Origin of the sequence: Luminiphilus sp. nBUS_16, from assembly GCF_051201645.1 — a bacterium.
GTDB lineage: Bacteria > Pseudomonadota > Gammaproteobacteria > Pseudomonadales > Halieaceae > Luminiphilus.
Genome location: NZ_CP179205.1, coordinates 2284316 through 2308312 on the forward strand (window position 1 = coordinate 2284316; position 23997 = coordinate 2308312).

General features: G+C 52.5%; 17 protein-coding genes. 7 read left to right on the forward strand and 10 right to left on the reverse strand.

Annotation, left to right across the window (positions count from 1 at the left end; translation table 11 throughout):
* Position 1: 1 nt before the first annotated feature.
* The gene (locus tag ACMAY6_RS10170) at positions 2–2023 is read right to left on the reverse strand and encodes a beta-ketoacyl synthase (RefSeq protein ID WP_435211543.1); all 2022 of its coding nucleotides are present in this window, start codon (positions 2021–2023) and stop codon (positions 2–4) included.
* Here ACMAY6_RS10170 and ACMAY6_RS10175 point away from each other — a divergent pair.
* From ACMAY6_RS10175 to ribB, 3 genes are all read left to right on the forward strand, one after another.
* Entirely contained in the window at positions 2001–3002 is a 1002-nt protein-coding gene (locus tag ACMAY6_RS10175; protein ID WP_435211545.1) for a GlxA family transcriptional regulator, read from the forward strand. The genes ACMAY6_RS10170 and ACMAY6_RS10175 overlap by 23 nt on opposite strands.
* 156 nt (positions 3003–3158) lie before the next feature.
* The gene (locus ACMAY6_RS10180; protein WP_435215988.1) at positions 3159–4322 is read left to right on the forward strand and encodes a thiolase family protein; all 1164 of its coding nucleotides are present in this window, start codon (positions 3159–3161) and stop codon (positions 4320–4322) included.
* Positions 4323–4326: 4 nt separating this feature from the next.
* Positions 4327–5430: a 3,4-dihydroxy-2-butanone-4-phosphate synthase gene (gene ribB, locus ACMAY6_RS10185; protein WP_435211547.1), complete on the forward strand. Its 1104-nt coding sequence runs from the start codon at positions 4327–4329 to the stop codon at positions 5428–5430.
* A gap of 16 nt (positions 5431–5446) precedes the next feature.
* Here ribB and ACMAY6_RS10190 read toward each other — a convergent pair whose 3' ends face one another.
* Positions 5447–6130, reverse strand: coding sequence for a nitroreductase (locus ACMAY6_RS10190; protein WP_435211549.1), 684 nt, complete (start codon positions 6128–6130; stop codon positions 5447–5449).
* Between the two features lie 43 nt (positions 6131–6173).
* Positions 6174–7376 carry a GAK system CofD-like protein gene (locus ACMAY6_RS10195; RefSeq protein WP_435211550.1) on the reverse strand — a complete coding sequence of 401 codons (1203 nt, stop codon included), beginning with the start codon at positions 7374–7376 and terminating at the stop codon, positions 6174–6176.
* 237 nt (positions 7377–7613) lie between these two features.
* Here ACMAY6_RS10195 and ACMAY6_RS10200 point away from each other — a divergent pair, with 237 nt between their 5' ends.
* Complete coding sequence (locus ACMAY6_RS10200; protein ID WP_435211552.1) at positions 7614–7874, forward strand: hypothetical protein; 261 nt, start codon at positions 7614–7616, stop codon at positions 7872–7874.
* A 33-nt stretch (positions 7875–7907) separates the two neighbouring features.
* On the opposite strand, the gene ACMAY6_RS10205 is transcribed toward ACMAY6_RS10200, so the two are convergent.
* Positions 7908–8747 (reverse strand): MOSC domain-containing protein, encoded by an 840-nt coding sequence (locus ACMAY6_RS10205; RefSeq protein ID WP_435211554.1) that lies wholly within the window; start codon positions 8745–8747, stop codon positions 7908–7910.
* Between the two features lie 392 nt (positions 8748–9139).
* On the opposite strand from ACMAY6_RS10205, the gene ACMAY6_RS10210 reads away from it, so the two are divergent.
* Entirely contained in the window at positions 9140–10024 is an 885-nt protein-coding gene (locus tag ACMAY6_RS10210) for a phytanoyl-CoA dioxygenase family protein (protein ID WP_435211556.1), read from the forward strand.
* Here ACMAY6_RS10210 and ACMAY6_RS10215 read toward each other — a convergent pair.
* From ACMAY6_RS10215 to ACMAY6_RS10235, 5 genes are all read right to left on the reverse strand, one after another.
* The gene (locus ACMAY6_RS10215; RefSeq protein ID WP_435211558.1) at positions 10021–11325 is read right to left on the reverse strand and encodes an APC family permease; all 1305 of its coding nucleotides are present in this window, start codon (positions 11323–11325) and stop codon (positions 10021–10023) included. The genes ACMAY6_RS10210 and ACMAY6_RS10215 overlap by 4 nt on opposite strands.
* Before the next feature lie 83 nt (positions 11326–11408).
* Positions 11409–12269 carry a PA4780 family RIO1-like protein kinase gene (locus tag ACMAY6_RS10220; protein WP_435211560.1) on the reverse strand — a complete coding sequence of 287 codons (861 nt, stop codon included), beginning with the start codon at positions 12267–12269 and terminating at the stop codon, positions 11409–11411.
* 648 nt (positions 12270–12917) lie between these two features.
* A complete protein-coding gene (locus ACMAY6_RS10225) occupies positions 12918–14711 on the reverse strand; it encodes an acyl-CoA dehydrogenase C-terminal domain-containing protein (RefSeq protein ID WP_435211562.1) in 1794 nt (597 codons plus the stop codon).
* Positions 14712–15214: 503 nt separating this feature from the next.
* Positions 15215–15991, reverse strand: coding sequence for an enoyl-CoA hydratase/isomerase family protein (locus tag ACMAY6_RS10230; protein ID WP_435211564.1), 777 nt, complete (start codon positions 15989–15991; stop codon positions 15215–15217).
* A 304-nt stretch (positions 15992–16295) separates the two neighbouring features.
* Complete coding sequence (locus tag ACMAY6_RS10235; protein WP_435211566.1) at positions 16296–17303, reverse strand: AraC family transcriptional regulator ligand-binding domain-containing protein; 1008 nt, start codon at positions 17301–17303, stop codon at positions 16296–16298.
* Positions 17304–17521: 218 nt separating this feature from the next.
* Here ACMAY6_RS10235 and ACMAY6_RS10240 point away from each other — a divergent pair, with 218 nt between their 5' ends.
* The gene (locus tag ACMAY6_RS10240) at positions 17522–18799 is read left to right on the forward strand and encodes a spinster family MFS transporter (protein WP_435211568.1); all 1278 of its coding nucleotides are present in this window, start codon (positions 17522–17524) and stop codon (positions 18797–18799) included.
* A gap of 396 nt (positions 18800–19195) precedes the next feature.
* A complete protein-coding gene (locus ACMAY6_RS10245; protein WP_435211569.1) occupies positions 19196–21148 on the forward strand; it encodes a PQQ-binding-like beta-propeller repeat protein in 1953 nt (650 codons plus the stop codon).
* Positions 21149–21372: 224 nt separating this feature from the next.
* Here ACMAY6_RS10245 and ACMAY6_RS10250 read toward each other — a convergent pair whose 3' ends face one another.
* Positions 21373–23655: a TonB-dependent receptor gene (locus tag ACMAY6_RS10250; protein ID WP_435211571.1), complete on the reverse strand. Its 2283-nt coding sequence runs from the start codon at positions 23653–23655 to the stop codon at positions 21373–21375.
* Positions 23656–23997 lie beyond the last annotated feature (342 nt).

Sequence of the window (23997 nt, forward strand, 5' to 3'; positions counted from 1 at the left end):
TTTACAGACGCCAGTCTTCCGGCGTGGTGATACTGAGATCTATACGGCGGTCACCCAGCGTTATTTGGTCTGAGTCAACCGTGACGTCGCTCGGCTCCAGCACGCCATCATTAAAACGATACTGAGGCGTCCACTCACCCTGCAGTCTTGCCGACTCAACGTTTTTTCGCTGTATCTGCACGTTTTCATGGGCTCTTTCCCATACGGCTAGTTTACGGTCACCGTGATGCTTAGCCAGCAACTCCCGGGTAACGTCTGGCCCAAGCACTGCCGCGGTGGCGTTGTTACCACCAAACCCCTTGCTGTTGATCAAGGCGTAGTCCGGAGACTCCACGTTCTGAGTCGACAGGGGGAACGCTAGCCGGTCTGTGGCGACATCAGCCGCCACGCCATCAAGGGTTGTAATACCGGGCATCAATCCCGTTTCCCATACACCCAACATCGCTGACAATTGATCTCCTGCAGCGGCACCGAGAGAGTGACCAATAAAACTTTTGATCGCTCCAACTTTCCATTGCTCTACACCCAAGGCAACCGCGACCTCACTCATAATTTGAGACTCAGTCACGCGATTTTGTGGTGTGCTGGTGCCGTGGGCCTGCACCACTCCTCCCGAGGCGAAGCGGCGGTCGCCCAACAAATTTTTCAGCAATGCCGCAGACTTTGCAAACGTTACATAATTGCCAACACCCGGACCGCTAATAGATTTTTTAGGCCCATCGGCGCTCACGTAAACATCGGGAATGGCCGCAAGAGTGGGCGCCCCCAATTCCAGCGCGAGATCATCATCAAACAGCACCATAATTTGCGCCGACTCTGACATGGTGAAGCCACAGTTTTCCCCAAAAGGACGGCACGCTCTCCGTGCGTCGGGTCGAACGTCTTCAGGTAATCCGTCAAGGGCTCGGAGCGCCTTATCAGAAGCCAGAGCGCCCATCGCGGCGTAGCCTTCCATAACCTCTGCAACAACCGGAGCCTCTGCAGCTCCGACAACAGCAACCCGCGCCTTACCACTGCGAATATCTTGTACGGCTAGCCTCAGGTTGTAGAGGAACGTGGCACAGGCTCCCAAGGCAGGGCCCGTCGAACCCATAGATCCAAGCACGTAAGCGTTAATAAAATCCCCTGGCATCTCAGCAAATCCCAAGGGGCACTGCTTCGAGGTCACGCGTTTGCCCAACGCCCTACCCCTGAGCATTCCACCGGTACCGCTCTCATCCAGCTGCCCCATTGAACTGCTCACGTAGACACTTATTGCATCGGCCGGCACTCGCGCCTCAACCTCGGTCCAATCAATACCCAGATCGGCTAGGGCGTCGGATGCGGCAAATACCGTCATTTGCAAAGCACGGGGGTGGTTGCGCGAGCCGTAAAGCGTGCCCGGATCAAATCCTGTCGGCAGTAAACCCGCAGCACTAATTTCAAAATCTCGAGTACCTGGCAGCAGAAGTTCAGTGCCCGCTTTTAATGTCAAAGAGGTCCGCTTACCCTCGCCGGGACTAGGCATCCACTCTGGGGACAAACCCTCAGCTATCTGCGTCGGGGCCATGTCGGCGGTAAGAGCATTCTGTGTGGTGACACGACGTGCCCAAGGCACTGCCCTTGGATCAAAGTGACTACTCTCAATCGTTCGAATAAGCGTGCCTGCATCTTGCGCCACAGTGTCGGACGTTCCCATGATTGCCGCGAGAGCCTCCCGAGTTTGCTTTTGCTCGGTGGACTCGAGAGCGTCGATCACCATCCGCTTAAAGGCTTGCCGGTTCGAGGTCTTACCTGCGCTGTTGATGCCTCCAGCGGCGACCAAGATAGGAAGATGAAGCATGCTGATAAAAACCCCCGAAAATCTGACATCGACTTGCTGGGCCGTGTGGAGTGCTAATTGCTCTCGTTGCCCATTAAATTTCCGCGCTAGTTTATTCGGAATAGTGGTGGATAATTGACTTATATAGCCATAAAATTGACCAATATAGGCTTTAACGCGAAATTCAGGAGCGCCGCCCATGGTCGCAAAAAGCGCGATCACCCTACTAGCGTTGGCGCATCCCCGAATGTTGGCCACGTCGGTCACGCTACCCCTAGAAATAATTAGGGCGGCAGCCCACGCGAGCCCGCCATCAACTCGACCGGAAGTTAGCATTAGGTTGGTTGGTAAACAGTCTGAAACGCTGGCACTTGCTGAAGGCTTATCAATGCCGGTGACTGAGGATGATGGTGAGTGCGTGCCCGACATTCTTCTTATCCCAGCAATCTGGCGTCACCCACGGTGGGTGTTGCATCACCATCCGTGGCAACTGGACGTAATCAGACGGTGTATTGACGGAGGAAGCTGGGTTTGCAGCGTTGGCGCGGGAAGTTTCCTACTGGCTGAGGCCGGAGTATTAAGTCAGGGGATCGCCACAACACACTGGCATTGGTTCGATACTTTTGAAACGACTTACCCAACAGTCTCACTGCGACGAGACCAACTGATCACACAGCATGGGCGCATTTTTTGCGTGGGATCGGTTAACTCAATTGCCGACCTGATGGTTTATTTAGCAGGACAACTGTTTTCGAGAGCCACGGCAACAGCGATCGAAAACCAGTTTTCACCCGAAATTCGCCGACGTTTCTCCCCCCATGAGCTCGGCTTCTCAAGTGAAACTCATCAAGACGAAAAAATACTGGACGTGCAGTGGTTGATTCGCAGTGAGATCAAGCAAGGCATCGATCTCCTTGAACTCGCCAACTCCTGCGGTATGACTGTGCGCACGCTGAACCGACGCTTTCGAGCCGCAACAGGCATGACACCCGTGTACTACCAGCACACCATTCGTACAGAAGAGGCAAAAGCCCTGCTGCTAAACACCAACCTTCCCGTGGCGGAGGTCGGTTGGCAGGTAGGATTTCGCGATGCTTCGGTTTTTTCACGACGATTCAAGGCACTGGCAGGTGTCACGCCTCGCCAATACCGAATCGCCGTGAGGGGCAAGATATTCGCACTGGACCCCGCACCGAACTGACTCAGCCCATCATCCTCCGCCCAAAACAGACCCTAGCGCTGACAATATTTTCCTAGACAGTATTCTCCCAGCCGATGACGTAGCGCCCCGTGTGTGGCTAAATGCTCCCCCTAAATTCAATACGGGTGAGAAGTCGCTGTGGCAGAGACAATTTATATGGTAAACGGTGCCAGAACGCCCATGGGTGGGTTACTGGGTGATTTAGCCGAGGTAACGGCAGTAGATCTTGGCGCCTCCGCCGTAAAAGCCACCCTTGAAAAGTCGGGTGTTGACGCCGGAGCTATCGACGAAGTCTACATGGGCTGCGTACTTCCAGCTGGGCTCAAACAGTGTCCTGCAAGGCAGGCCATGATCGGCGCAGGCATCCCGAGCAGCACGGGGGCAGTGACGGTGAACAAGGCCTGCGGCAGTGGCATGCAAGCTACCATCTACGCCATTGACAGCATCGCCGCCGGCACCAACCAAATGGTCGTCAGCGGGGGTTTGGAAAGCATGAGTAACGCACCCCAGCTATTAATGACAGGCCGAAAAGGCATTCGCCTAGGCCACGGACAAACCTTTGACCATATGTTCCTTGATGGGCTGGAGGATGCTTATACCGGTGGCGCTATGGGAAGCTTTGCTCAAGCAACCGCTGACGCACACGGCCTCACCCGGGAAGGCATGGACCAGTTTGCGATAGCGAGTTTAGAGCGCGCGAAAACCGCGACCGAAAGTGGTGTATTGCAGGCTGAAATCACCCCCGTGACAATTAAGACCCGTCGCGGAGAGCATACGGTTGAGCATGACGAGCAGCCACTGAAGGGGCGGCCCGATAAAATACCAGCACTGAGACCGGCCTTTACCAAAGACGGAACCATCACGGCAGCAAACTCCAGCTCTATTTCTGATGGCGCGAGCGCACTGCTGGTCGCCTCGGCTTCAGCGGTTGAAGCGCACAACCTCAAACCAATGGCCAAAATTGTGGCTCACGCCCGCTTCAGTCGCGCTCCAGAGGAATTTACTCTGGCGCCAGTGGGAGCCATAGAGAAGTTGCTGGCGCGTACCGGATGGGATGCTGCCGATGTCGATCTCTGGGAAATTAATGAGGCCTTTGCCATGGTTACTATGCTGGCGATGAACGCCTTTAACTTAGACCACGAGCGGGTAAACGTTCATGGCGGCGCCTGTGCCCAGGGACACCCTATTGGCTCAACGGGCTCTCGCATATTAGTGACGCTAGCGCATGCTCTGCAGCACCACGGAAAGCAGCGTGGTGTCGCCGCATTGTGCATTGGTGGTGGTGAAGCCACTGCGGTCGCTATAGAGCGGGTGGTGTAGCGCTATGCCACTTGCTTCGATTCCAGAAATCATAGACGACATTCGAGCCGGACGTATGGTGGTTCTCATGGACGATGAGGACCGCGAAAACGAGGGTGATCTGATCATCGCCGCCGAGAAGGTCACCCCGGAAATTATCAACTTTATGGCGACCGAAGCCTGTGGGTTGATTTGCATGCCAATCACCCAAGAGAAGGCGCGTCAGCTGCGAATTCCCCTTATGGTGCGTGACAACCGCTCACAGCACGAGACCAACTTCACAGTATCTATTGATGCCAGCGAGCAAATTGGCCCCGGGGTAAGCGCGCAACAGCGATCACATACCATTTCTCAGGCCGTGGCTCACGATGCACAGCCCTCAGACATTAGGCAGCCCGGCCATATCTTTCCGCTGGTCGCAAAACCCGGCGGCGTGTTGCGCAGAGCTGGCCACACCGAAGCCGGTGTCGATTTGGCACGAATGGCCGGCTGCGAGCCAGCAGCCGTGATTGTCGAGATTATGAATGCTGACGGCACCATGGCAAGGCGCCCACAGCTAGAGGTTTTCGCAGAGCAACATGATCTGAAAATGGGCACCATTGCCGATCTTATCGAATACCGCTCGCTCCACGAGCATTCAGTAGAAATGGGTGAAAGCCACGAAGTCGACACCGAATGGGGTAAGTTTACACTTCATACCTTTCGGGATCTGATAGACGACACCCCACATTTTGCACTGCAGCGCGGCACCATAAACCCTGAACAGCCGGTGCCTGTGAGAGTGCAGTCTGTCGACTTACTGCGCGATATATTGGGAACACAGCTGGGTGAGGGCCGAACCGGTTGGTCCTATCGCTCAGCCATGCAATACATCGCTGAGGCCCATGAGGGCGTCGTCGTGCTCGTTGGGCAGCCAACGTCATCCGAGCAAGTGCTGACAGATGTCCATCAGTTCCTCAGCAGTGGCGCGCCACCGCCTCAACCGCAAAACTACCGGCTCATTGGTACTGGGGCGCAGATTCTCCGACATCTCGGCGTCAGCCGCATGGCACTGCTGTCAGCACCGATACGCTTCAATGCGCTCTCGGGCTTCAACCTTGAAGTGACTGAATTTTTAAGCCCGTCCTAAGTCAGGCGGGTAGAGCTCAGCTTGAAAAGCTCACAACATCGCCCAAGGCAGCGCGCTCAGTTATCGCTTGATTGGCCGCCGCCTCGCTATCGGGATAGCCGAAGGACAAGCCAAACAACAACATTTGATCGTCTGGAATATTCAGCGCTGGTTTAATAACGTGGGCCATAAAACCCAAAGCAGTTTGGGGGCAAGAACCGAGGCCATGAGCAGACAAGCCCAGCATAACCGTTTGCGTAAACATGCCTAGATCGCAGGCTTCTCTCAAGCCAAAAGCCTTAGGCATGGTAAAAAAAGCAACGCCTGGGGCATCAAAGAATCGGAAATTGTTGAGGAACCAAGCCTGTCGCTCTGTTTTTTGCTCTCTTGGAATACCAAGAGCGTCATACAAGGCTTTAGCTGAGGCGTACTGGCGATCACGATAAACACCTTCATATTTGCCGTCATAGGGATGGTCAACACCAATGTCTCCAGCAACAAAGCGCTGAGGCAGCTCTTTTCGAAGGGCCTCTAACGTTGACCCTGTTGCAACGTGCACAAACCACGGCTGGGTGTTGCAGTTGCTGGGCGCCTGCATGGCAGTCTCAAAAATACCTTCCAAGAGCGCCATGGGCACTGGTTGATCCGTGAAAGCCCGGATCGAACGGCGCGCTTTTGCCACCGCGACAAACTGCTCTCCAAGGTTGAGGGGTGCCGTCATTTTTAACTCCTGACAAGTAGATGACTCAAGTACGAAAGTGCTTTTAGGCCAACGAAAGTAAAACCTGCGCTAAACGATCATCGTCATAATAGGGGGCACTCAACTTTGTTACCAATGGTAGTTCCAGCAACTCGATGCCCAGAGTTTTTAGCAGTCCCGAATCAATCTCATAGGGGTAATGTGAACGGTCCACATCGATCACCACATAATTTAACAAATCCGACACCGGTGCAGACGCGCCACCCCGCCGCAACTGAGAAATTAGGGTCTCAATCATAGTGACAAAATCCATGCCCAATTGCTCAGGATCAACACCAATGTTCGGAATAAATATTTTAGGACAAGAAGCTTTAGCAACGGCCTCGGCAACTCCTGCAGGCAATAGGTTGGCCATAAGACTGGAATAAAAGCTGCCGGGGGCGTAACAAATAATATCGGCCCCTGCGATGAGCTGACTGGTTTCTTGATTGACCTGCACTTTAATCGGTTGGTGCTCGCCAGCGCTATCAGTTAAAAAGATCGAATGCACCGGTGACGGAATATCGGGATGTTCTTTCCCCGTGAGTAAATGCTGGCCGACAAACGTATGCCCATCGGTCAAATTTACGCCCAGATGTAGCGAGTCGTTAACAATGCCGCGAACGGTGCCTCGAATATTGAGCAGTTCTGAGAAGCGCTGAAGGCTTGCGGCTAGATCATTGTCGTGAGCAAGATACCCTCCGGCGAGCACCAAATTGCCAATGGAAGCCTGCCGCAAATCAAAGCTCTCAGGGAGGTGCTGCCAGAGACAGTCCAATTGCTCCATAATTTGTTGCCGTACCGCAAAGGGAATGCTGGAGATCAACTGATGCTGGCCTGAGACAATATCGCCAAGCTCTCTGTGTAACGCCTCATCGGTGCCCTCTGCTGAGAGCCGGTACTGCAAAAGCTGGCATACATCGCTGTAATGGGGCGCTGATTGATCTGCCAATGCCAACAGCCTGTGGCGCAGATCACCAATCCCCGGCATATCAAATGCATGGCGCAGGGCTGCCGAACTGCCACCACTGTCAAATGGTGTGATCAGGTGAATGCTGTTGTGGGTGTAAGCCGTAATTTGTCGACTCAAACCATTGAGGGCTGAACCGCCGCTAAAAAACAATGCGCGGGGACCCTGCTCAGGCGCTGCAAAATCACGCCTTATTTTGAAGGAATCCGTTACCAACTCAGGATTTTTCGGGGTTTGGGTCGAACTTGTCTGCAACATGAACCGCAGTGTCAGTGCTGGCTATGCAACAGGCAAGCCCACAAAGACCCTTTTTAACGGGCAATATTTCCCCTTGTCACAGCGATTCAGCGCGAATAAAGCAGGTTTTTGTGTTTCAGAAGCGCCTCTACCAGGGGTGATATTAATCACACTTTTGGGTATAGTTTTCAGGCTGCCTTATTTGCCAAGAGCACAACGAACCGCGCATAAGAAAACTTACCAGCACAGGCACTCACAATGACACAAGCCGGCGAAAATCTTGAAGAATCCTGCAAACGCGGATTCAAAGCAGAAGTCCCCTTCGGCTACGAGACGCTACTGACCGACGGCCAGCGTCGTCGCTTGGACGAGTGCCGTGAGCTAGGCTGGGAATTGCAATTTATTAGGCGATCGTTGGCTAATTGCCCCACCGTGGTAGTGCGAGATGCGCGGGCGCGCCAAAGTTGGCGCATATGCGATGATGGCTCCTTGGAATCCTTTGCAGAAAATCGAGGCTAGAACCCCTGCTCAGCCCAGACCGATCAGATCAGATCAGATCAATTCTAGGGTTTGACCAGGCTTTACAGTTCCGGCTTTCACAACCCTAGCGTAGACACCCAAATTGCCTTCGGCCTCTTTAACGAGGTGGCGCATGATCGCAGTATCCCGTGGCAAATCAGCAGTAGCCTGTGTCGTCATAGAACAACGAGGGCAAGGTCCCACGATCTCAACAACAGCCTCTCCAATTTTTAGCTGTTTACCGACCCATGCCTGCTCCGGGAATACCGAGCTATCGTCAACCGCATCAATCAATAAATTGGGCCTGAATCGCCGAAGATCAAATTGCGCATCGGGGTGTAGCTTTGCCAAGGAGGCCATCGACTGATACGTCATAATTAATAGAGGAAACGCATCAAAGTAGGTGCCCGGCGGCGACTCAAACTCCAACACTTCGGCAAACAGGGTCAAGTCAGGAATGGGTTCACCGGGAATCCGCCCAAAAACCGCCATCAGTTCCTGCTCAAAATCTTCGTCATCGGGGGCACCGCGTCGATAGTGCTCTAAATTATCTGCAGGTAAGAGGGGCCACAACGTCACAGGGTGGCCAAGCTTCTCGGATAACCAATCATGCACATCGTCACTGTTAGCGGCGCAGCTGTCGCCATCGGGAGCCGTAATCATTGGCGCAGAGCCCACGCGGGTAGCCGCACTAAACATCATCAATTGGGGAAGTTTTTTACCCCCTCGGATTCCCCCCCGCTGTTCATCGCGAGTGGCCCAGATACGGTCACCCGGTATTCCTTTGTCACCTAGAGCCGCCTCCGATAAAGATTCGCCCAACATGGATTTCACGGGATAGCGCAACAGTTCACGAAGATGCAGGGACGGCATAAAGATTATCTCCAAAAGGTCTGGCAGACAGCATAAACGTATCGAAGCGGTTGATGCAGCTGTATTGATAGCGACCCTACTCTACTAACATCTTCAGCCCCCAACATGGGTTGGCTACCAAAAACTTATCGGGCCGTAATCTCCAACAGGGTTGCCACGACTGTTTGATGCGCTCTACTGCAAAAAACGCTGAACGCTTTGCGCTCCTCGTCCATAAACACACATTCTTTCCATACACCTGAGACCGTTGGCAACTCCGAAGAATCTGACCTTTAACTGCTTTCAGCGAGGAACCAGCGCTCTTTGCTAGCCCGTATCCCTTGCTCTGGCCTCAATCAATGGCCATGATCATCGTGTAGCCCTCTCCAATAAACCTATAGGAGCTTGTTTCAATGCCCATCAGTTCTTTAGAACCCTCGGTAGAAGCTGCAACGGCGACCGAAGTGCTGCGGCGCGATGGTGCAGTGATTATTAAAAATCTCGCCGCGCCTGAACTTATCCGCTCTGTGAGCGCAGAATTACGGGATAAGTTTGATGCAGACCGAGGGACCGAACACTCGGGCTTTGATGGCTCGCTGACCTTGCGCTGCTCTGCGTCGTTGCTACGAGCTGCACCAAGCGCGGCTGATCTGATGGACCATGACATGCTCATTGCCATCGCGGACGCCATACTGCTGCCCCATTGTGCCACCTATCAACTGGGGAGTATGACTGGCATTGAAATCCATCCCGGCGAGAAGGCCCAACCCCTACACCGTGATGACTCACTTTACCCCATAGAAATATCAGGACTGGAACTTCAAATTGGCGTCATGTGGGCGTTAGATGATTTTACTGAAGAAAATGGCGGCACTCGCGTGGTACCCAATAGCCACCGCTTTATGAGGTCTTGGCATCTGCCCGACCTCTCCGCCTGGGAGTCTACAGTGATGCCTTCTGGCTCTGCGCTATTTTATCTGGGATCCACTTGGCACGGTGGCGGCGCCAATAACAGCACCGCACCTCGGGCCGGCTTAATTAATACCTACTCACTAGGCTGGCTACGACAAGAATCGAACCATTACCTCGAATTGCCTTCCAGTACCGCCATGCAGTTTACCCCTCGTCAGCGTGCACTGCTGGGTTATACGGCCCACGGGTGCGGTGACGATAGCATTGGTAAATACGATGGTGATGACTGTCCCGCTTGGCTAGACACCCCACCCGAACCGGCTTGGCGCGACGAGCGTGGTCAAGTTGGAACCGCAGAAAATGTACAAGCCCAGTCCGGCGATTAACGACCGGTCTGCCGGCGAGTGAGGTAGCGATATACCGGCCATGCCACCAGTATCATCGCGAGCGCGTAGAGGGCGGTTTGACGCTCTGCGTAGGCCTGAAATGCCGTAATAACCGACCAGCCCAGCAAACAAAAATACGTGCTGTATGGGTGCGCCCAGGCAAGATAGGGGCGATCTACATTAGGCTCTGTTCTCTTCAAGATTAGAACGCCAACGATCAGCGCTAGATACAGCGGCACATAGAAAAATATCGAGAGCAGCAGAAGAAAATCGAAGCCACCAACCATAATCAGAACGACCACGAGCAACCAGGTAATGAGCACAGCAAAGATCGGATTACCGCCTCGTCCCTGTTTGCCTACCTGTTTTGACGCCAGACCATCAACCGCGAGTGCCTGTAATATTCTTGAGCCACTCATGTATTCTAAATTTTGATGGCTGAGCAGAATGAGGATGGCAGCGACAACAATCAGATCGCCCGCTAGCGGAAAATTGGCGAACTCTAACGCCGTTGCCAGTGCTAACTCACTGCCCGCGAGGGGCGTTAACCCCGTGCTGTGCACTAAGGCAAAATTAATCAGCATGTATAGACCAATGACAACCACCAACCCCTTGATGCTGGCTCTGGCAGCGGCACCGGCTCCCCCTTTCACTTCACCATTGAAATACGAAGCATAGATCCAGCCATCGTAGGTAAAAATAATGGCCGCTATGACAATGCTCCACTGACTAAGCGGGGTATCTGAGGGCTGCCAAGGAATTACCTCACCGCTAATTCCCGGGGCCACCAATAACGCCAGGGACAGTGCGACAATGATGAGACCAATCGCAGAGGTTGCGACCTCCTGAATGATGGCACCAAAGGAAATCCCTTTGAGCTGGATTGCGGCAAAAACACTTGTCACTGCAATCGCTAGTAACACGCGCCATTCTTCAGCTTGCGGAATCAAAATAGCTATAAAGGTGACAATCACCACGGCCTTCAACGCGAGATCTGCTGCAAAACTCAACCAATCGATCCAGCCCAGAACGAAGCCGGCAAAAGGGCCATAAGCACGGCGCACCAAAGCATAAGTGCCACCAGACCGGGGTGTCATACCCAGTAATTCGGCCACAACAGAGGTGGTGAGCAAAACAAAAAGACCAGAAAAGAACCACAGCCCCAGATACAAGGTGGGCTCAGGGATCGCTTGGGCGATTTCTCCAGGCCCGCGTAAAATCCCCAAACCAATGACACCGCCGACCGTGACGGCCAGAACAAACCGTGAGGGGAGTTTTCTCACTGGGGGGCTATCGCTCACAAATAAACCGGCATTTAGGGCTCGCTTTAATTAGGTGATGCGTCACCATAGAGTAAAAGCACTCGCCGAGTCTCGGTATTTATTTAAGCATCAGGTTCATCAGCGCTGCGAATTCTCGCCTGACGTTCTTCCTCTTCCTCAAATGCTGCTTTAATCTCTAGCAATACGCTATCGACGTCAGCCGACGTCTGGTCATCCTCAAAGTACCCTGTTAATTGGCTCTCTGGGTGCAGCTCGCCCTCTTCATACAGCGCCCACATTTCTTTAGCGTATTGCGTATCGAGCAGTTCAGGAGCAGAGAGTCCATAGTAAGCGGTCATATTATTGACGTCGCGCTCTAACATGGATTTAGCGTGGTTGTTTGCGGCTGCATCTACCGCTTGGGGGAGATCGATGATGACAGGGCCATAATCGTCTACCAGCACGTTAAATTCAGACAGGTCGCCATGCACTAGGCCAGCACACAACATTTTAACCACGTAGCCCATCATGACTTCGTGGTCCTCGAGAGCCTGTTCACGGGTTAGCAGTACGTCATTGAGGCGTGGCGCAACCTCACCATCCTCCGTAGTGACGAGCTCCATGAGCAAGACGCCGTCAAAACAACCGTAAGGCGTCGGCACACGGACACCAGCCCGGTCTAATTTATAAAGCGCGTCGACCTCGGCATTGTGCCAAGCCTCTTCCTGCTGTTTGCGTCCATACTTTGAACGCTTTTCCATTGCCCGCTGGCGCCGGCTATTGCGCCCCTTACGCCCTTCCTGATACTCGACCGCCTGCTTGAAGCTACGCTTCGCCGCTTCTTTGTAAACTTTAGCGCAGCGAATTTCTCGACCACAGCGCACAACATAGACCGTGGCTTCTTTGCCACTCATTAGCTGGCGCAGCACTTCATCGACAACCCCATCTTCGACCAGGGGGATAATGCGTTTAGGGATTTTCATGAGTCGGTCAGGCTGCGCCAAAAATGAGTGATCACTGCATCGCCGGCATTGCCGACGGGTTATTGTTTTAAGTAACTCCAAAAATTAGCCCCAGAAATATCAATTCATCACCGCCCGGCTTTTTGTCAAGTAATGAAACATTCTGTCGTGGCTATCACCGCATGAGAATCCGTTACCTTAGCTTTGCGTCGGCCACCTTTGGTACTCACCAAGTGAAGTTTACAACATAAACAGCGCACAGCGCCGAGACGACGGCATAGACCCTAGGAGTTTAGTTAACCGAGGCTGTCATTAGGCGGTAAGGACAGAGCATAACTGAAAGCGTCACCTAAAATTCAGGCTTGGGGCCATTACGCTTCAAACTCGGGGCATTTGACCCATAGACTCAATCCACAAGCTTTGTCGCATCGACATTGCTAAATCCCATCAAGGGTTAAACTGCGCGATTCAACAAGATGGAGCAAAGACAACAGTGACTCGCCCTGCCCCAAAGTCGAGCCAGGCTTGATATAAACCATCAAACGCCTGATCAGAGAAACTGACAAGTTCGATAGCACTGATATCGGCACCAAAAACCTCACAGAAAGGCATCAACTTCTGTAAGCTACCGACTTCCCAGTGATACTCCTGACATTACGATTCGTGCTATTAAAACGCGTCTACGTCTAATGACATCACGTTATCTGCTCCAGAAAGTATGGCGGCCTCGCAAGCACTAGTGCGGGGTAAAATGCGCTGGTAATAGAATTGCGCGGTTATTAGTTTTGCTTTGTAAAACTCGCTTTCTGAAGTTTCCAAGGCCAAAGCCGCCTGTGCTTTAACGGCTGCCTTTGCCCAAAAATAAGCGAGGCAGGCATACCCCGAAAACATTAGGTAGTCGACTGAAGCCGCCCCCGCCTCATCGGCATTTTCCATCGCCTTGGTGCCTATATGGAGGGTTAACTCACCCCATTTTTTATTGAGGCTCTGTAACGGTTCGACAAACTCCTGGAGCTCTGCAATCTCTGCATTATCTTTGCAGAAGTGATGGATTTCGCGAGTAAAATTTTGCAACAGTGTACCGCCAGATCCCAGGACTTTTCGCCCAATAAAATCGAGTGCTTGAATACCTGTGGTTCCCTCATAGAGCATGCCAATACGCGCATCTCTAACATTTTGCTCTACGCCCCATTCTTTGATGTAGCCGTGACCGCCAAAGCATTGGAGTGCAAGATTTGCCGATTCAAATCCTGTTTCGGTAAGAAATGCCTTTGCAATCGGCGTCATAAAGGACAGCATGTCTTCCGCGGACTTTTTTTCCACCTCATCGGTAGTACACTCGATGACATCGACTAACTTGCCCGTGTAGGCGACCATCATACGCCCACCCTCCGAGAGCGCCTTTTGAGTGAGCAGCATGCGCCTGACATCGGGGTGCACGATAATGGGATCTGCCGGGCCGTCGGGATTTTTGGGGCCGGTAACCGAACGCATCTGCAAGCGATCTTTGGCATAGGCCAATGACTTCTGATAACCCAATTCCATGTGGGCAATACCTTGCAACGCAGTCCCAATTCTTGCGGTATTCATAAATGTAAACATGGCCTGAAGACCTTGATTGGGCTCTCCCAATAAATACCCCTTCGCCTCATCAAAGTTCATGACACAAGTGGCATTGCCATGAATACCCATCTTGTGCTCGATAGACCCACAGCGAACGGTGTTTCGCTCACCTATGGAACCATCGTCGTTTACATTGAACTTTGGAATGATAAACAGTGAAATTCCTTTGACGCCAATAGGTGCGTCCGGGAGCCTTGCAAGCACAATATGGACAATATTTTCAGTGAGATCGTGTTCCCCCGAAGAGATAAAAATCTTTGTTCCAGTAATCTGATAGCTTCCGTCCGCAGCAGCCTCCGCCTTGGTTCGCAGTAACCCCAAATCGGTACCACAATGCGCTTCAGTTAAACACATTGTGCCTGTCCAAGTGCCTTCTACTAACGGGGTAAGGAAGCGCTGTTTTTGCTTGTCAGTACCATGCAGCTCGATGGTGTTAACGGCACCATGAGACAACCCCGGATACATGCCCCAAGACCAATTAGCGGTTCCTCGCATTTCTCCCAAAACTATAGATAGTGACTCAGGAAGTCCCTGCCCACCGTATGCTGGCTCGTTTGCCAGCGCAGGCCAGCCAGCCTCGACGTATTGTCGATAAGCTTCTTTAAAGCCGCTAGGGGTCGCAACCTCTCCGTCACTCCAGGTGCAGCCCTCCTCGTCACCGACAGCATTGAGTGGCGACAAAATATTGCTGCAAAACTTATCAAACTCATTAAGGATAGTTGTAACGAGCTCGGCGTTAACTTCTTCATACCCGGATAGCGACCGATAGTGTGCCTCGTAGTCGAACAGCTCAAACAAATTGAACTGGAGATCCCTTAAAGGCGCTTTGTAAGCACTCATTGACTTGTTCCTATTTTGTTAAACCAAATTATGACGAATCTGCATTTACACGCTGGTGCCATTTTTGAAAGGCATTACGTCGTTTCCAAAGATCAGTACTGCTATCCCCGTGTCAGCTCGAAATTTGTGGAGCTCGGGCCACATAAAGTAAGGCGAGAGCAATTAAATTCGCGACTAGGAAGCGCTAGGCAACGTCAAATAAGGCAGCAATAGTACGTGCTTCGAATTCTTTAAAACATAAGGGGCATCGCAATTTTATCAGCGTAAAACTGTTCTGGCATTACAGGGAATCATTAACGGCCAAAACAACCGTTACGCATTCACCGCCCTCAACAACCCAACGCCGAAACCGCTGTGTAAATGGGCATAACTACCGGCTCCGGGGCAACTTATACACCCATGCTTTCAACTTCAAACTAAAAAAGCACGCAGCGCACGCACCAATGCTAAAACAATAACTCGCGCCTAAAGAATCGTATCGCGCCGCTGAGAGAACCGCGCCATTATCGGAATTCAGCGAGGCGCTCTGCAGTGTCTAGAATTTCGGTGTACTCAGTCTCCAGCTCTTTAGCAAGCGCTTGTTCAATAGCATGCCCCTGCTGACTCATACGATAGAGGTCTTTCATTGCAGCTACCCCAGCACGAGAGTTACTAGAAATTTGACGAACCCGATTAGCCACAAGCTCGTCGAGCTCAGCTACTGTGGGTACCGAATTGTTGACCAACCCTAGTCTTTCAGCTTCCTCGCCTCTGACCACTCGCCCAGTGAAAGACAGCTCACGAGCCCTACGAAGCCCTATCGCTTGAGCCAATGTTTGAGACATACCCCAAGTTGGACGCAAGCCAAATCGGGTGTGCGTATCGCCAAATTTTGTGGCGTCGGTAGTGAACATAAAATCACAGTGCAGTGCCAGCTCAAGAGCTCCAGTGAAGCAAGCACCATGCACACTGGCGATGACCGGGATATCGGCCTTACGAATGGCAGAACATGCTTGCTTAGCCGGTTCGTCGAAGAGATCACCAATGCGACCATAGGCTGGCTCGATATCTTGTAAAACCTTGAGATCAACGCCCGCAGAAAATGCGCGCCCCTCCCCTTTTAAGACCACGACACAAACCCCCTCGTCTGCGCTGGCCTGTGAGACCAACTGGGCAACGCCACTGAGCATCTCCGGATGGAGGGCATTCATGGCGTCTGGTCGGTTAAAGCTGAGGGTTAGAACATCTTCGTTAATTTGCGCTAACAGCTTGTTTGTCGTGGGTTGATAATTTTGAGTCATAGAATTTCTCTGTTTGTGAATAAACGATGAACCGGGTTTCATTTTTAACCGGTCTGCTACGAGCTCTGATACATATGCTTGTCAAAGCCTAGTTACTTACAACATGCTGGCTTAACCCTTGCTATCGGCTGCCGCTATGAATTTTTTTGGTGAGGTACCAAAGCGTCCTAACATAATTTAGCCCTAGGCTGCTGCATTTCGCTGGCCTGGGCATCTCTTATAGAGAGCACACCTTTTCAGCTCTGCGACACTTCATTGTGTACAGACCCATCGCCTTGAAGGACGCCAGCAGAGGTTATCTGCATTAGGGGCGTGTCTGCTTCCGGTAAGCGCTGGGTGTCATCCCGCGCCAGCGTAGGAATGCCCTGCGAAAATTGACAGTTTCTGAGTATTCCAGCAAGTGAGCAATCTCGCCAACGGCCAAATCGGTTTTGGTTAAATACTCACAAGCCAGCAGCTCTCTCACTTCCTCTAAAATCGATCTAAACGTATTCGACTCCCGTGAGAGATGCCGCCTCAATGTTCGTTCACTCACGTAAAGGCTATCTGCCACCCCAGCAATGCTGGGAAACTGGCCTGCAGACTGAATAAGAAGGCGCCGCACTTCGGATGTTATTTTTTCAGCACGCCCAAGGCCGCGTAACATTTCTTCACACTGTTGATGGAATACAACGTATTGAGAGGGATCCGAGGTCCTGACTGGCGTGTCCAGGGCATGAGCTGGCAGAAATAGCTGACTGTACTGACAGTCGAAAGCGACATCGACATTGAGCGCAAATTTATAAGACGCAGAGTGCGCCGGTTTAGGAAATGCAAACTGCAGCTCTGCCCCTTGAATCTGACCGCGGTAAAGCGAGCTCCCAGTCACACTAAGCTGCGCAAAGCATAGCTCGGTCACTGGTCTAATATGCTCAGGCGACGTCGATAACACGCCTAGTCGCAGTAAAAGCCCCCCGTTATGTTCGTGAGCCTCCCAATGAGGAAGCGAAAAAGCCTTCCCGTATCGCAACAAAAGCAGGATTGATTCTCTAAGGTTTGCACAAGTCATTAATGCAAAACCAAGCGTACCGTAGCTGGTGATATCGACGCTCCGCCCGAGTCTTATAGCAAAACTGGGGTCTTTTGCGAGTTCGATCGCTGTCATCAATAAAATAATCGAATCGAAACCATCAAATACCGGATGTGCTGAGTTGGGGGCAGACCAACCTTTAGCAGCCGCTCTTTTAAAAAATTTATCGGGCGTCACACCTGATTTTTTGAGCTCTGCAAGTAACTGCTCGTAAAGGTCTCGCTGAAGTCGAGTTGGTGTCAAGTACTAGCCCCATTAACTACCACCAGCATCGAGTCGCAAGCGGTCATCATAGATGGCCGAATATGATTCGGCTAAATTCGCAAGCCACTATACTGTGAATAGGCCTACGCTGGAAACACACGTAGCCGTCTGCGGGTGATACCCACATTGAAAACATGCTCCCGAGGCTTGGGATTGGTTGCCTCGCCGAGTCAGCATTAGAGATCAGGCCAGCCGCCATGACGATACCGCCTCCACTTGCAGGTTCTCGCACCACGATAACCTTACTGCTCCTCGCTTATGCCCTGTCCATGTGCGACCGGATGGTCTTGTCAATCCTGTTCCCAGACATAAAAACCGAGTTTGGTTTGAGTGACACCCAGCTCGGGTTGTTAGGTGGCATCTCATTCGCCCTGTTTTACGCCACAATGGGGCTTCCTATCGCGCGCCTGTCCGATCAGTACAGCCGCAAGTGGATCGTGATCATAAGCCTCATCATATTTTCGCTAATGACTGTCTTGAGCGGTTTAGCCGCTGGCTTTATCAGCCTTCTGATACTACGCATTGGCGTGGGCATTGGTGAGGCGGGAGTGAACCCCGCGAGCCACTCTATTATTGCTGACTACTTTCCGCCACAACGCCGGGCTTTTGCTATGGCCACGCTAATGCTAGGTGCAAGCATCGGCATGATACTGGGCTTTGTCCTGGGTGGTTCGATCGCCGAGGTCCACGGTTGGCGCACAGCCCTTATAGCGGTAGGCGCTCCGGGGATACTCCTCGCCCTTGTCATGGCGAAACTTTTGACCGAACCCCGTCGAGGCACCTTTGAGGCTCATAGCGGCGCACCGTCGCCGCCAATACGAGCCACCGCTGTGGCCATGTGGTCCAACAAGGCCATGCGCCATCTAATAGCGGGCGCAGTGGTCGCTGGATTGTTGGGCTATGGATTAACGCAATGGTTACCCACCTTTTTTAGCCGACAGCACGACCTAGGCCAGTCCCAGACCGGGCTTTTAATGGCCGGCATTTTTGGCATCCCCGGAGCACTGGGGGCGCTGGCTGCGGGCAAACTGTTCGACCGACTTGCTGTGCGTGGTTTCCAATACGGAATGCGAATGCTGGCTGTTATACCGTTCGTTACGCTCCCATTTTTTATCATGGGGCTACTGGCAGATGACCTTACCACGGCAGTCCTGCTGTTCATTATTCCGGGCTTCGCCGGCAATTATGCACTGGGTCCGACTCTGGCCATGATACAAACCCTGTCGCCGGTGAACATGCGGGCGGTTTCCGCGGCGATCCAAATGTTGTTCCTCAATCTCATAGGCCTGGGCTTGGGCCCCCTACTGGTCGGTGCTATTAGTGATGTCCTAGCGCCGCGGTACGGTGATAATGCCTTGGGTGTCGCACTGGCCTATTTCACTCTAGTGGGTCTGTGGGGGTCTTACCATTTTTGGCTTTGCGCTCGCGCTTTAGCCGAAAATCAAGTAACTGATCACCATCGCACAGGCACATAGGCCCGCCCACTCGAGTAACCAATAAATTTCTATGAGCACCAAAACACGGACTATCGCCCTATCATCCTGGCCCAGAGCCGCCCACACTCCGGACAGCAGCATTCTTGATGTACTGAAATCTACTCACAAGGATTGTGCCAACGGAAATTATTTGCGGCCAGTTATGAAGACACAATTTTGCCAGCAGTCTCGCAGTAACAACTAAAGGCGCTGCCCTATGATTTACCAACATATAGAAGGCAGGCTCGCTATCGGTACTTTAAATTTGGCCGAATAAGATTCTATTTTTCCAGTAATGCTCTCTAGACTGGCGAACTGAAACAGCAACAGGGTTTACTCGAGGATGCTCCAGAACAGGGGATCTGTAACATCGTCAATTCCAGAGTGGCAGCAGTTATGAAAAAGATTCTTCTGATAGCCACAGTAATCGGCATAACGGGCTTCACGATCAACCTGATTTTTTTTGGTGACAGGGCGCACAACCCGAGAATTTTTACTGCCCCCGAAAAAACTCAGTGGCGGCCAATGGGCGCCCGGGTTACTGGACAGCACGGCTACGACATCATTCCAGAGCCCACAAAGTGGAATGCGATTCACGTAGGCGTGGCCAATTCGGACAGCGTTTGGGGCGTTGCAGCACCGATGTTTGAGCTGGATTGGGTCGCGGAACCAAGCTACTTCATCGGCAACGGCCCCCTCTTTGATAACGAGGGCAATCTGTACTTCAGTCCTCAGTTTTATCACGGTGAGCGTGTGGTGCTGGTGTCACTCGACGCCAAAACGGGGACGCGGCGCTGGGCGTTACCAGCTGACGAAAACATTCAGACCAGCAGTCCTGCTTTTATTTTGAATGATCCCGAAAATTTAAATTCACAAATACTTTATATCGTGGGCTATGACCGCATTACCGCACTGAGACCCGATGGCTCTAAAATTTGGAGTCGATCTACAGGCCTAAAACTCACGGCGAAGGAGCTGCTCAACCCAGACAAAAAAAAGTTCCACAGTCTCAACTACCACCCAGCCACCGATTCTTTAATCACGGTCACCAAGACAGGAGCGTTATTTGCCTTTGACCGAAAAACTGGCCAATCCATAGCGCCCATCGGACAGCTCCCCGGTGCACCTGCGATCAGCGGCAAGGGTACAAAAATACCCGAATTCATTCTCGATAGAGTCGATCCATTAATGGACGCCGCTTTTGGCAAAACCGATGCCGGCTTGAGTTTATTTTCCTCGGCGGTGAACTATATCTATGGCGGTGGCGGCGTCGTCACCAACTACTTCAGCATTGATCCAGACAGTAGCCGCATCTACATGGCAGCTACTGCCCAGGATGCCGAAGACGGTACGACCGATGGCAAATCTGAACTGGGCGCAATTTACGCCCTTAACCTAGTCAATAATAATCATGGTCTCGAGTTCCAGATATTGGCTCGCGCCGTGTTTCAAGGTGGGACGGGCTCTACGCCAGCGCTTAGTGCAGACGGTCACCGCCTGTATGTTTCAGATAACGAGGGGCACGTTATTGCTCTCAATAGCGAGCTCGACGAAATATGGCGGGTCGACGTTGGGGAGCCTTTAGTGGGCTCCATCACAGTATCGCCCGACAACCACGAACTTTATGCCGTCACTGCCAATGACGTCATCCAACTCATCGATCACGGAGAATACGGCAACCGAGCTTGGACTGCAGAACTTAACGGTTTTGACGGCTATGCCAATGTGGATACGCAATCTAATGCCCTCACAGCTACTGTTACTGCCAATGGTGTCGTGATTATGATTGGTGGTGGGAAATCACTGCTGGGCCGAACCATTATGCTGCACACGGGCATGGGTTTACTGGACCGTATGACCGGGAAGCTGCGCTACTTTGCCGAGGGCCGGGAGGATTCTTTAGCGATGAGTGTCGTCGCACCTGATGGTAGCTTATACGTGGCCCATTCACCCTTGCGCCGTGCGGTGGGTAAGGCTATTTATCCAGACTTAACCCCGAAGATCACGGGCGGAATCGCCCGTTTTAAACCGGTTCGCCTCGACCTTCTTGCCCGGGACGCCGTTTGTGCCGCCGAGGCACGCAGTGCTAACACAAGTCAGCTAGACAAGGTCACCGAGCTCACTGCTATAAACACCGATATACGACAGATTCAGGTATTAATGACCCAAACCAATGACGCTGTCGAGACGGCGGTAAACGAGGGCGATATGTCACGAGAGACCGCAAGCACGCTACGGTCAATGCTCAACCAGATCACCGCAACACCACTCACCACCGAGACACTGGCTGCAGCACACACACAACTTGTAAATGCCTGCGATCTGCTAGATTCAACACCTCAACAATGACTTATGCGTGCAGGTCACTTCACGCTGAGTCAGTCGCTTAACCCATAGCTGACTTAGAGCGGTTTCTGACTGTATTTTTAGGGCGCGTCTCAAGGTAATGATTCATTACGTTGGTTAGCAACCCTTATTAAGCACGATAACAAACAAGCGAAACTGCACATAACGCCGTGAAAGAATCACCCATTGAGCCCACCTGTCACCTGTCACCTGTCACCTGTCACCTGTCACCAACGATAACTGGCACTCAGGCCAAGGCGGCGGCCTGGAATAGGCCAATGGTTGGCATACCCAGTTGGCTGGCGTCGCACAACAGCGGTGCCGCTGGTTCGCGTGATGAGAGCTTCCTCATCCAGCAAATTGCGGGCAAACACTTCAACATGCCATCGGTCGGTCCGAACACCCAAATATGCGTCGAAGGTATTGTGGGCATCAAGATCGATCGCAGGCGTCGTAATCGTAGCCGCTTCAGCGAATTGATTGCCGGTGTAGGCAAATAACGCACGTCCGTAGCCTTCAAAACCACCAAAGTCCACACGATATTCCGTGTTCACGCTAGCTGTCCACTCGGGCACCCTGCCAAGCTGGTTGCCACTCTCATCACACTGGGCTACGGCTTGGCCCGGAGGAAAAATTGGCACGCCGTTGTCATCGAACTCATTGCAGGGCAGCGAAGTTCCACTTGCGTATTCACCTTCGGTGTAGCTGAGAGAGCCGCCCAGATACCAGTTGGCGCTAAGGTTTGCCGACAACTCTAATTCGGCACCCCAAACCTCGGCATCACCGTTAACGGTGATGCCACTGCGGTCAATACTCCCGTCCGGATTGATAATATTGAGTGCATTCTGACGAGAAATGTAGTCATCAAAATTATGGGCGTAGAGAGCTCCGTTGATTCGAACCGCGCCATCAGCCAGGGTGCTCTTGAAACCCAGCTCGTAGGACATACTCTCTTCGGCGCCGAACAACAGTACATCCTCAGGTAAGGCCGATCCCGTCACCGTTACTCCGCCAGGTCGCCACCCAGTGCTCACCACACCGTAAAAGTTGATATCGTCACTCAGCGTATACTCAAGTGCCAATTGACCGGTAAAGGAGTCGTCGTCATAGCGCCGGTTGTCATCTGAGATAACCTGCTCCAGGAGAAATCCCGGAGGCGCAACGCTAATGCCGCTCGGGCCTGCGACCAAAGACATATCCCGACCTACCTGAATCTCCTGATAACGCAGACCCAGCTGCAAGGTCCACTTTTCACTCAAGTAGAACTGATTGTGGGTAAACAGGCCCCAGCGCTCTGACTCTGCTGGGAATAACAGCATGGTGCTGCCCCCCGCAAAGGGACTGAGGGGAATCTGAAGGTTGTCCTGACTGAAAAAGATATCCGAATCCTCATAGTAGAGGCCTACCATGTAGTCCCAGCGCTCACCTTCGTTGCTGGCGAAACGTAGCTCCTGAGAAAAGTCAGTACGATCATCTACGGCTATTCGCTCTGCCACGTTACCCGGGTTCGAACTGCCCTGCGCCTGATCATATATCCTAACTGAGTCGGTCTCGTGATAGCCCGTCACCGATGTAACCGTGTGGGAACCCAGGTCCCAGTTCACCACCAATGACGTGTTCAGATACTCCGATTGCGTGTTGTCGGATACACCATCGATCCCTACCCGCGCGTCACTGCGATCATAGGAGTTCAGGGACGGCAATAAGCCCTCTGGATCCAGTCTGGGATCCCCCGCAGGCACGCCACTAAGCACACCTAGATCATCGAAGTCGCGCTCTAGGTACTGCGCTGCAAAATCGATACTCAAACTGTCAGTGAGCAACCATCTCAGGCTAAAACGGCCCGCTGTCGTCTCAGTAGCGCTGGTCTCTCCAGTCAAGACATTGACAGTTTCGTCCATATCATTTTCGTCAAACACGCCGGCGAAGCGCAAAGCCAGTCGCCCCGGTATCAACGGCAGGCTCGCAGCCAGCTGGGTGTTGATGCCATCGTTGTCGGTCAGTGTTGCTCGCACCTCGCCTTCGACCTCGTCAAGATTAGGCTTACCGGTATGAATATTGATAGCGCCAGCAGGGGAGGTTCGGCCGGCGAGCGTTCCTTGGGGTCCGCGCAACACCTCAATGCGCTGTATGTCGAACAACTGCTGGTAGACAGCGTTCGAATCGACAATCGTCTGGTTCCAGTAGGTGGCCACTGCTGCTTCGGCTGCGGAGTTCGGGTTGTAGTTGATACCGCGCAGTGTCATGCGCCCACTGCGGCCGGTGAAACTATCGATTTGCAGGCCTGCTGTCAGCGCCTCAAGGTCTAAAAAGCTAAACACATTAAAGTCTTTGAGCGTGTCTCCGTCTATCACGTTAACCGTGGCCGGAACGTTCTGCACCGATTCAAGACGCTTCTGAGCTGTTACGACTATCTCTTCCAATTGGAGGCTTTGCGCAGCCACCATGCTCCCATAAAACGCAAGGATCACGACCCAAGCAAAGGGTGATACTTTAAAAGAGTGACGCATAATGAAACCTTCCTTATTTTTATGTGCCCGTGGTAACGATACTGCCAGCCTAACTTTAAGCATCACTCAGCCGTCACTATGAATCATTTTCGGTCAACATTTTTACGGGTGCTGACGCTATGTCCTCGAAGAACCCTGAGGTCGATTAGGCCAAGGACGGCCCAGCGCTGCTGCCGAAAGACCCGCCATCAGACTGACATAACCGCGATTTACACCGATAGTTACGGCGGCTTAGCACGCACAACTCTTGCCTCTACTATTTGTGGCATGCTGCTCTGAAGGTGAGTGAAAAAATGTCCGAAGATGATTCCTGCGCCACATGCCGACGGCACTATCTTGGGG

What these genes read in the sequence shown, in the direction of transcription:
- ACMAY6_RS10175 (WP_435211545.1), top strand. Translation starts at nt 2,001, where the DNA reads ATGGTCGCAAAAAGCGCGATCACCCTACTAGCGTTGGCGCATCCCCGA.
- ACMAY6_RS10190 (WP_435211549.1), bottom strand. Translation starts at nt 6,130, where the DNA reads ATGACGGCACCCCTCAACCTTGGAGAGCAGTTTGTCGCGGTGGCAAAA.
- ACMAY6_RS10230 (WP_435211564.1), bottom strand. Translation starts at nt 15,991, where the DNA reads ATGACTCAAAATTATCAACCCACGACAAACAAGCTGTTAGCGCAAATT.
- ACMAY6_RS10210 (WP_435211556.1), top strand. Translation starts at nt 9,140, where the DNA reads ATGCCCATCAGTTCTTTAGAACCCTCGGTAGAAGCTGCAACGGCGACC.
- ACMAY6_RS10220 (WP_435211560.1), bottom strand. Translation starts at nt 12,269, where the DNA reads ATGAAAATCCCTAAACGCATTATCCCCCTGGTCGAAGATGGGGTTGTC.
- ACMAY6_RS10200 (WP_435211552.1), top strand. Translation starts at nt 7,614, where the DNA reads ATGACACAAGCCGGCGAAAATCTTGAAGAATCCTGCAAACGCGGATTC.
- ACMAY6_RS10195 (WP_435211550.1), bottom strand. Translation starts at nt 7,376, where the DNA reads ATGTTGCAGACAAGTTCGACCCAAACCCCGAAAAATCCTGAGTTGGTA.
- ACMAY6_RS10180 (WP_435215988.1), top strand. Translation starts at nt 3,159, where the DNA reads ATGGTAAACGGTGCCAGAACGCCCATGGGTGGGTTACTGGGTGATTTA.
- ACMAY6_RS10225 (WP_435211562.1), bottom strand. Translation starts at nt 14,711, where the DNA reads ATGAGTGCTTACAAAGCGCCTTTAAGGGATCTCCAGTTCAATTTGTTT.
- ACMAY6_RS10245 (WP_435211569.1), top strand. Translation starts at nt 19,196, where the DNA reads ATGAAAAAGATTCTTCTGATAGCCACAGTAATCGGCATAACGGGCTTC.
- ACMAY6_RS10240 (WP_435211568.1), top strand. Translation starts at nt 17,522, where the DNA reads ATGACGATACCGCCTCCACTTGCAGGTTCTCGCACCACGATAACCTTA.
- ACMAY6_RS10250 (WP_435211571.1), bottom strand. Translation starts at nt 23,655, where the DNA reads ATGCGTCACTCTTTTAAAGTATCACCCTTTGCTTGGGTCGTGATCCTT.
- ACMAY6_RS10205 (WP_435211554.1), bottom strand. Translation starts at nt 8,747, where the DNA reads ATGCCGTCCCTGCATCTTCGTGAACTGTTGCGCTATCCCGTGAAATCC.
- ribB (WP_435211547.1), top strand. Translation starts at nt 4,327, where the DNA reads ATGCCACTTGCTTCGATTCCAGAAATCATAGACGACATTCGAGCCGGA.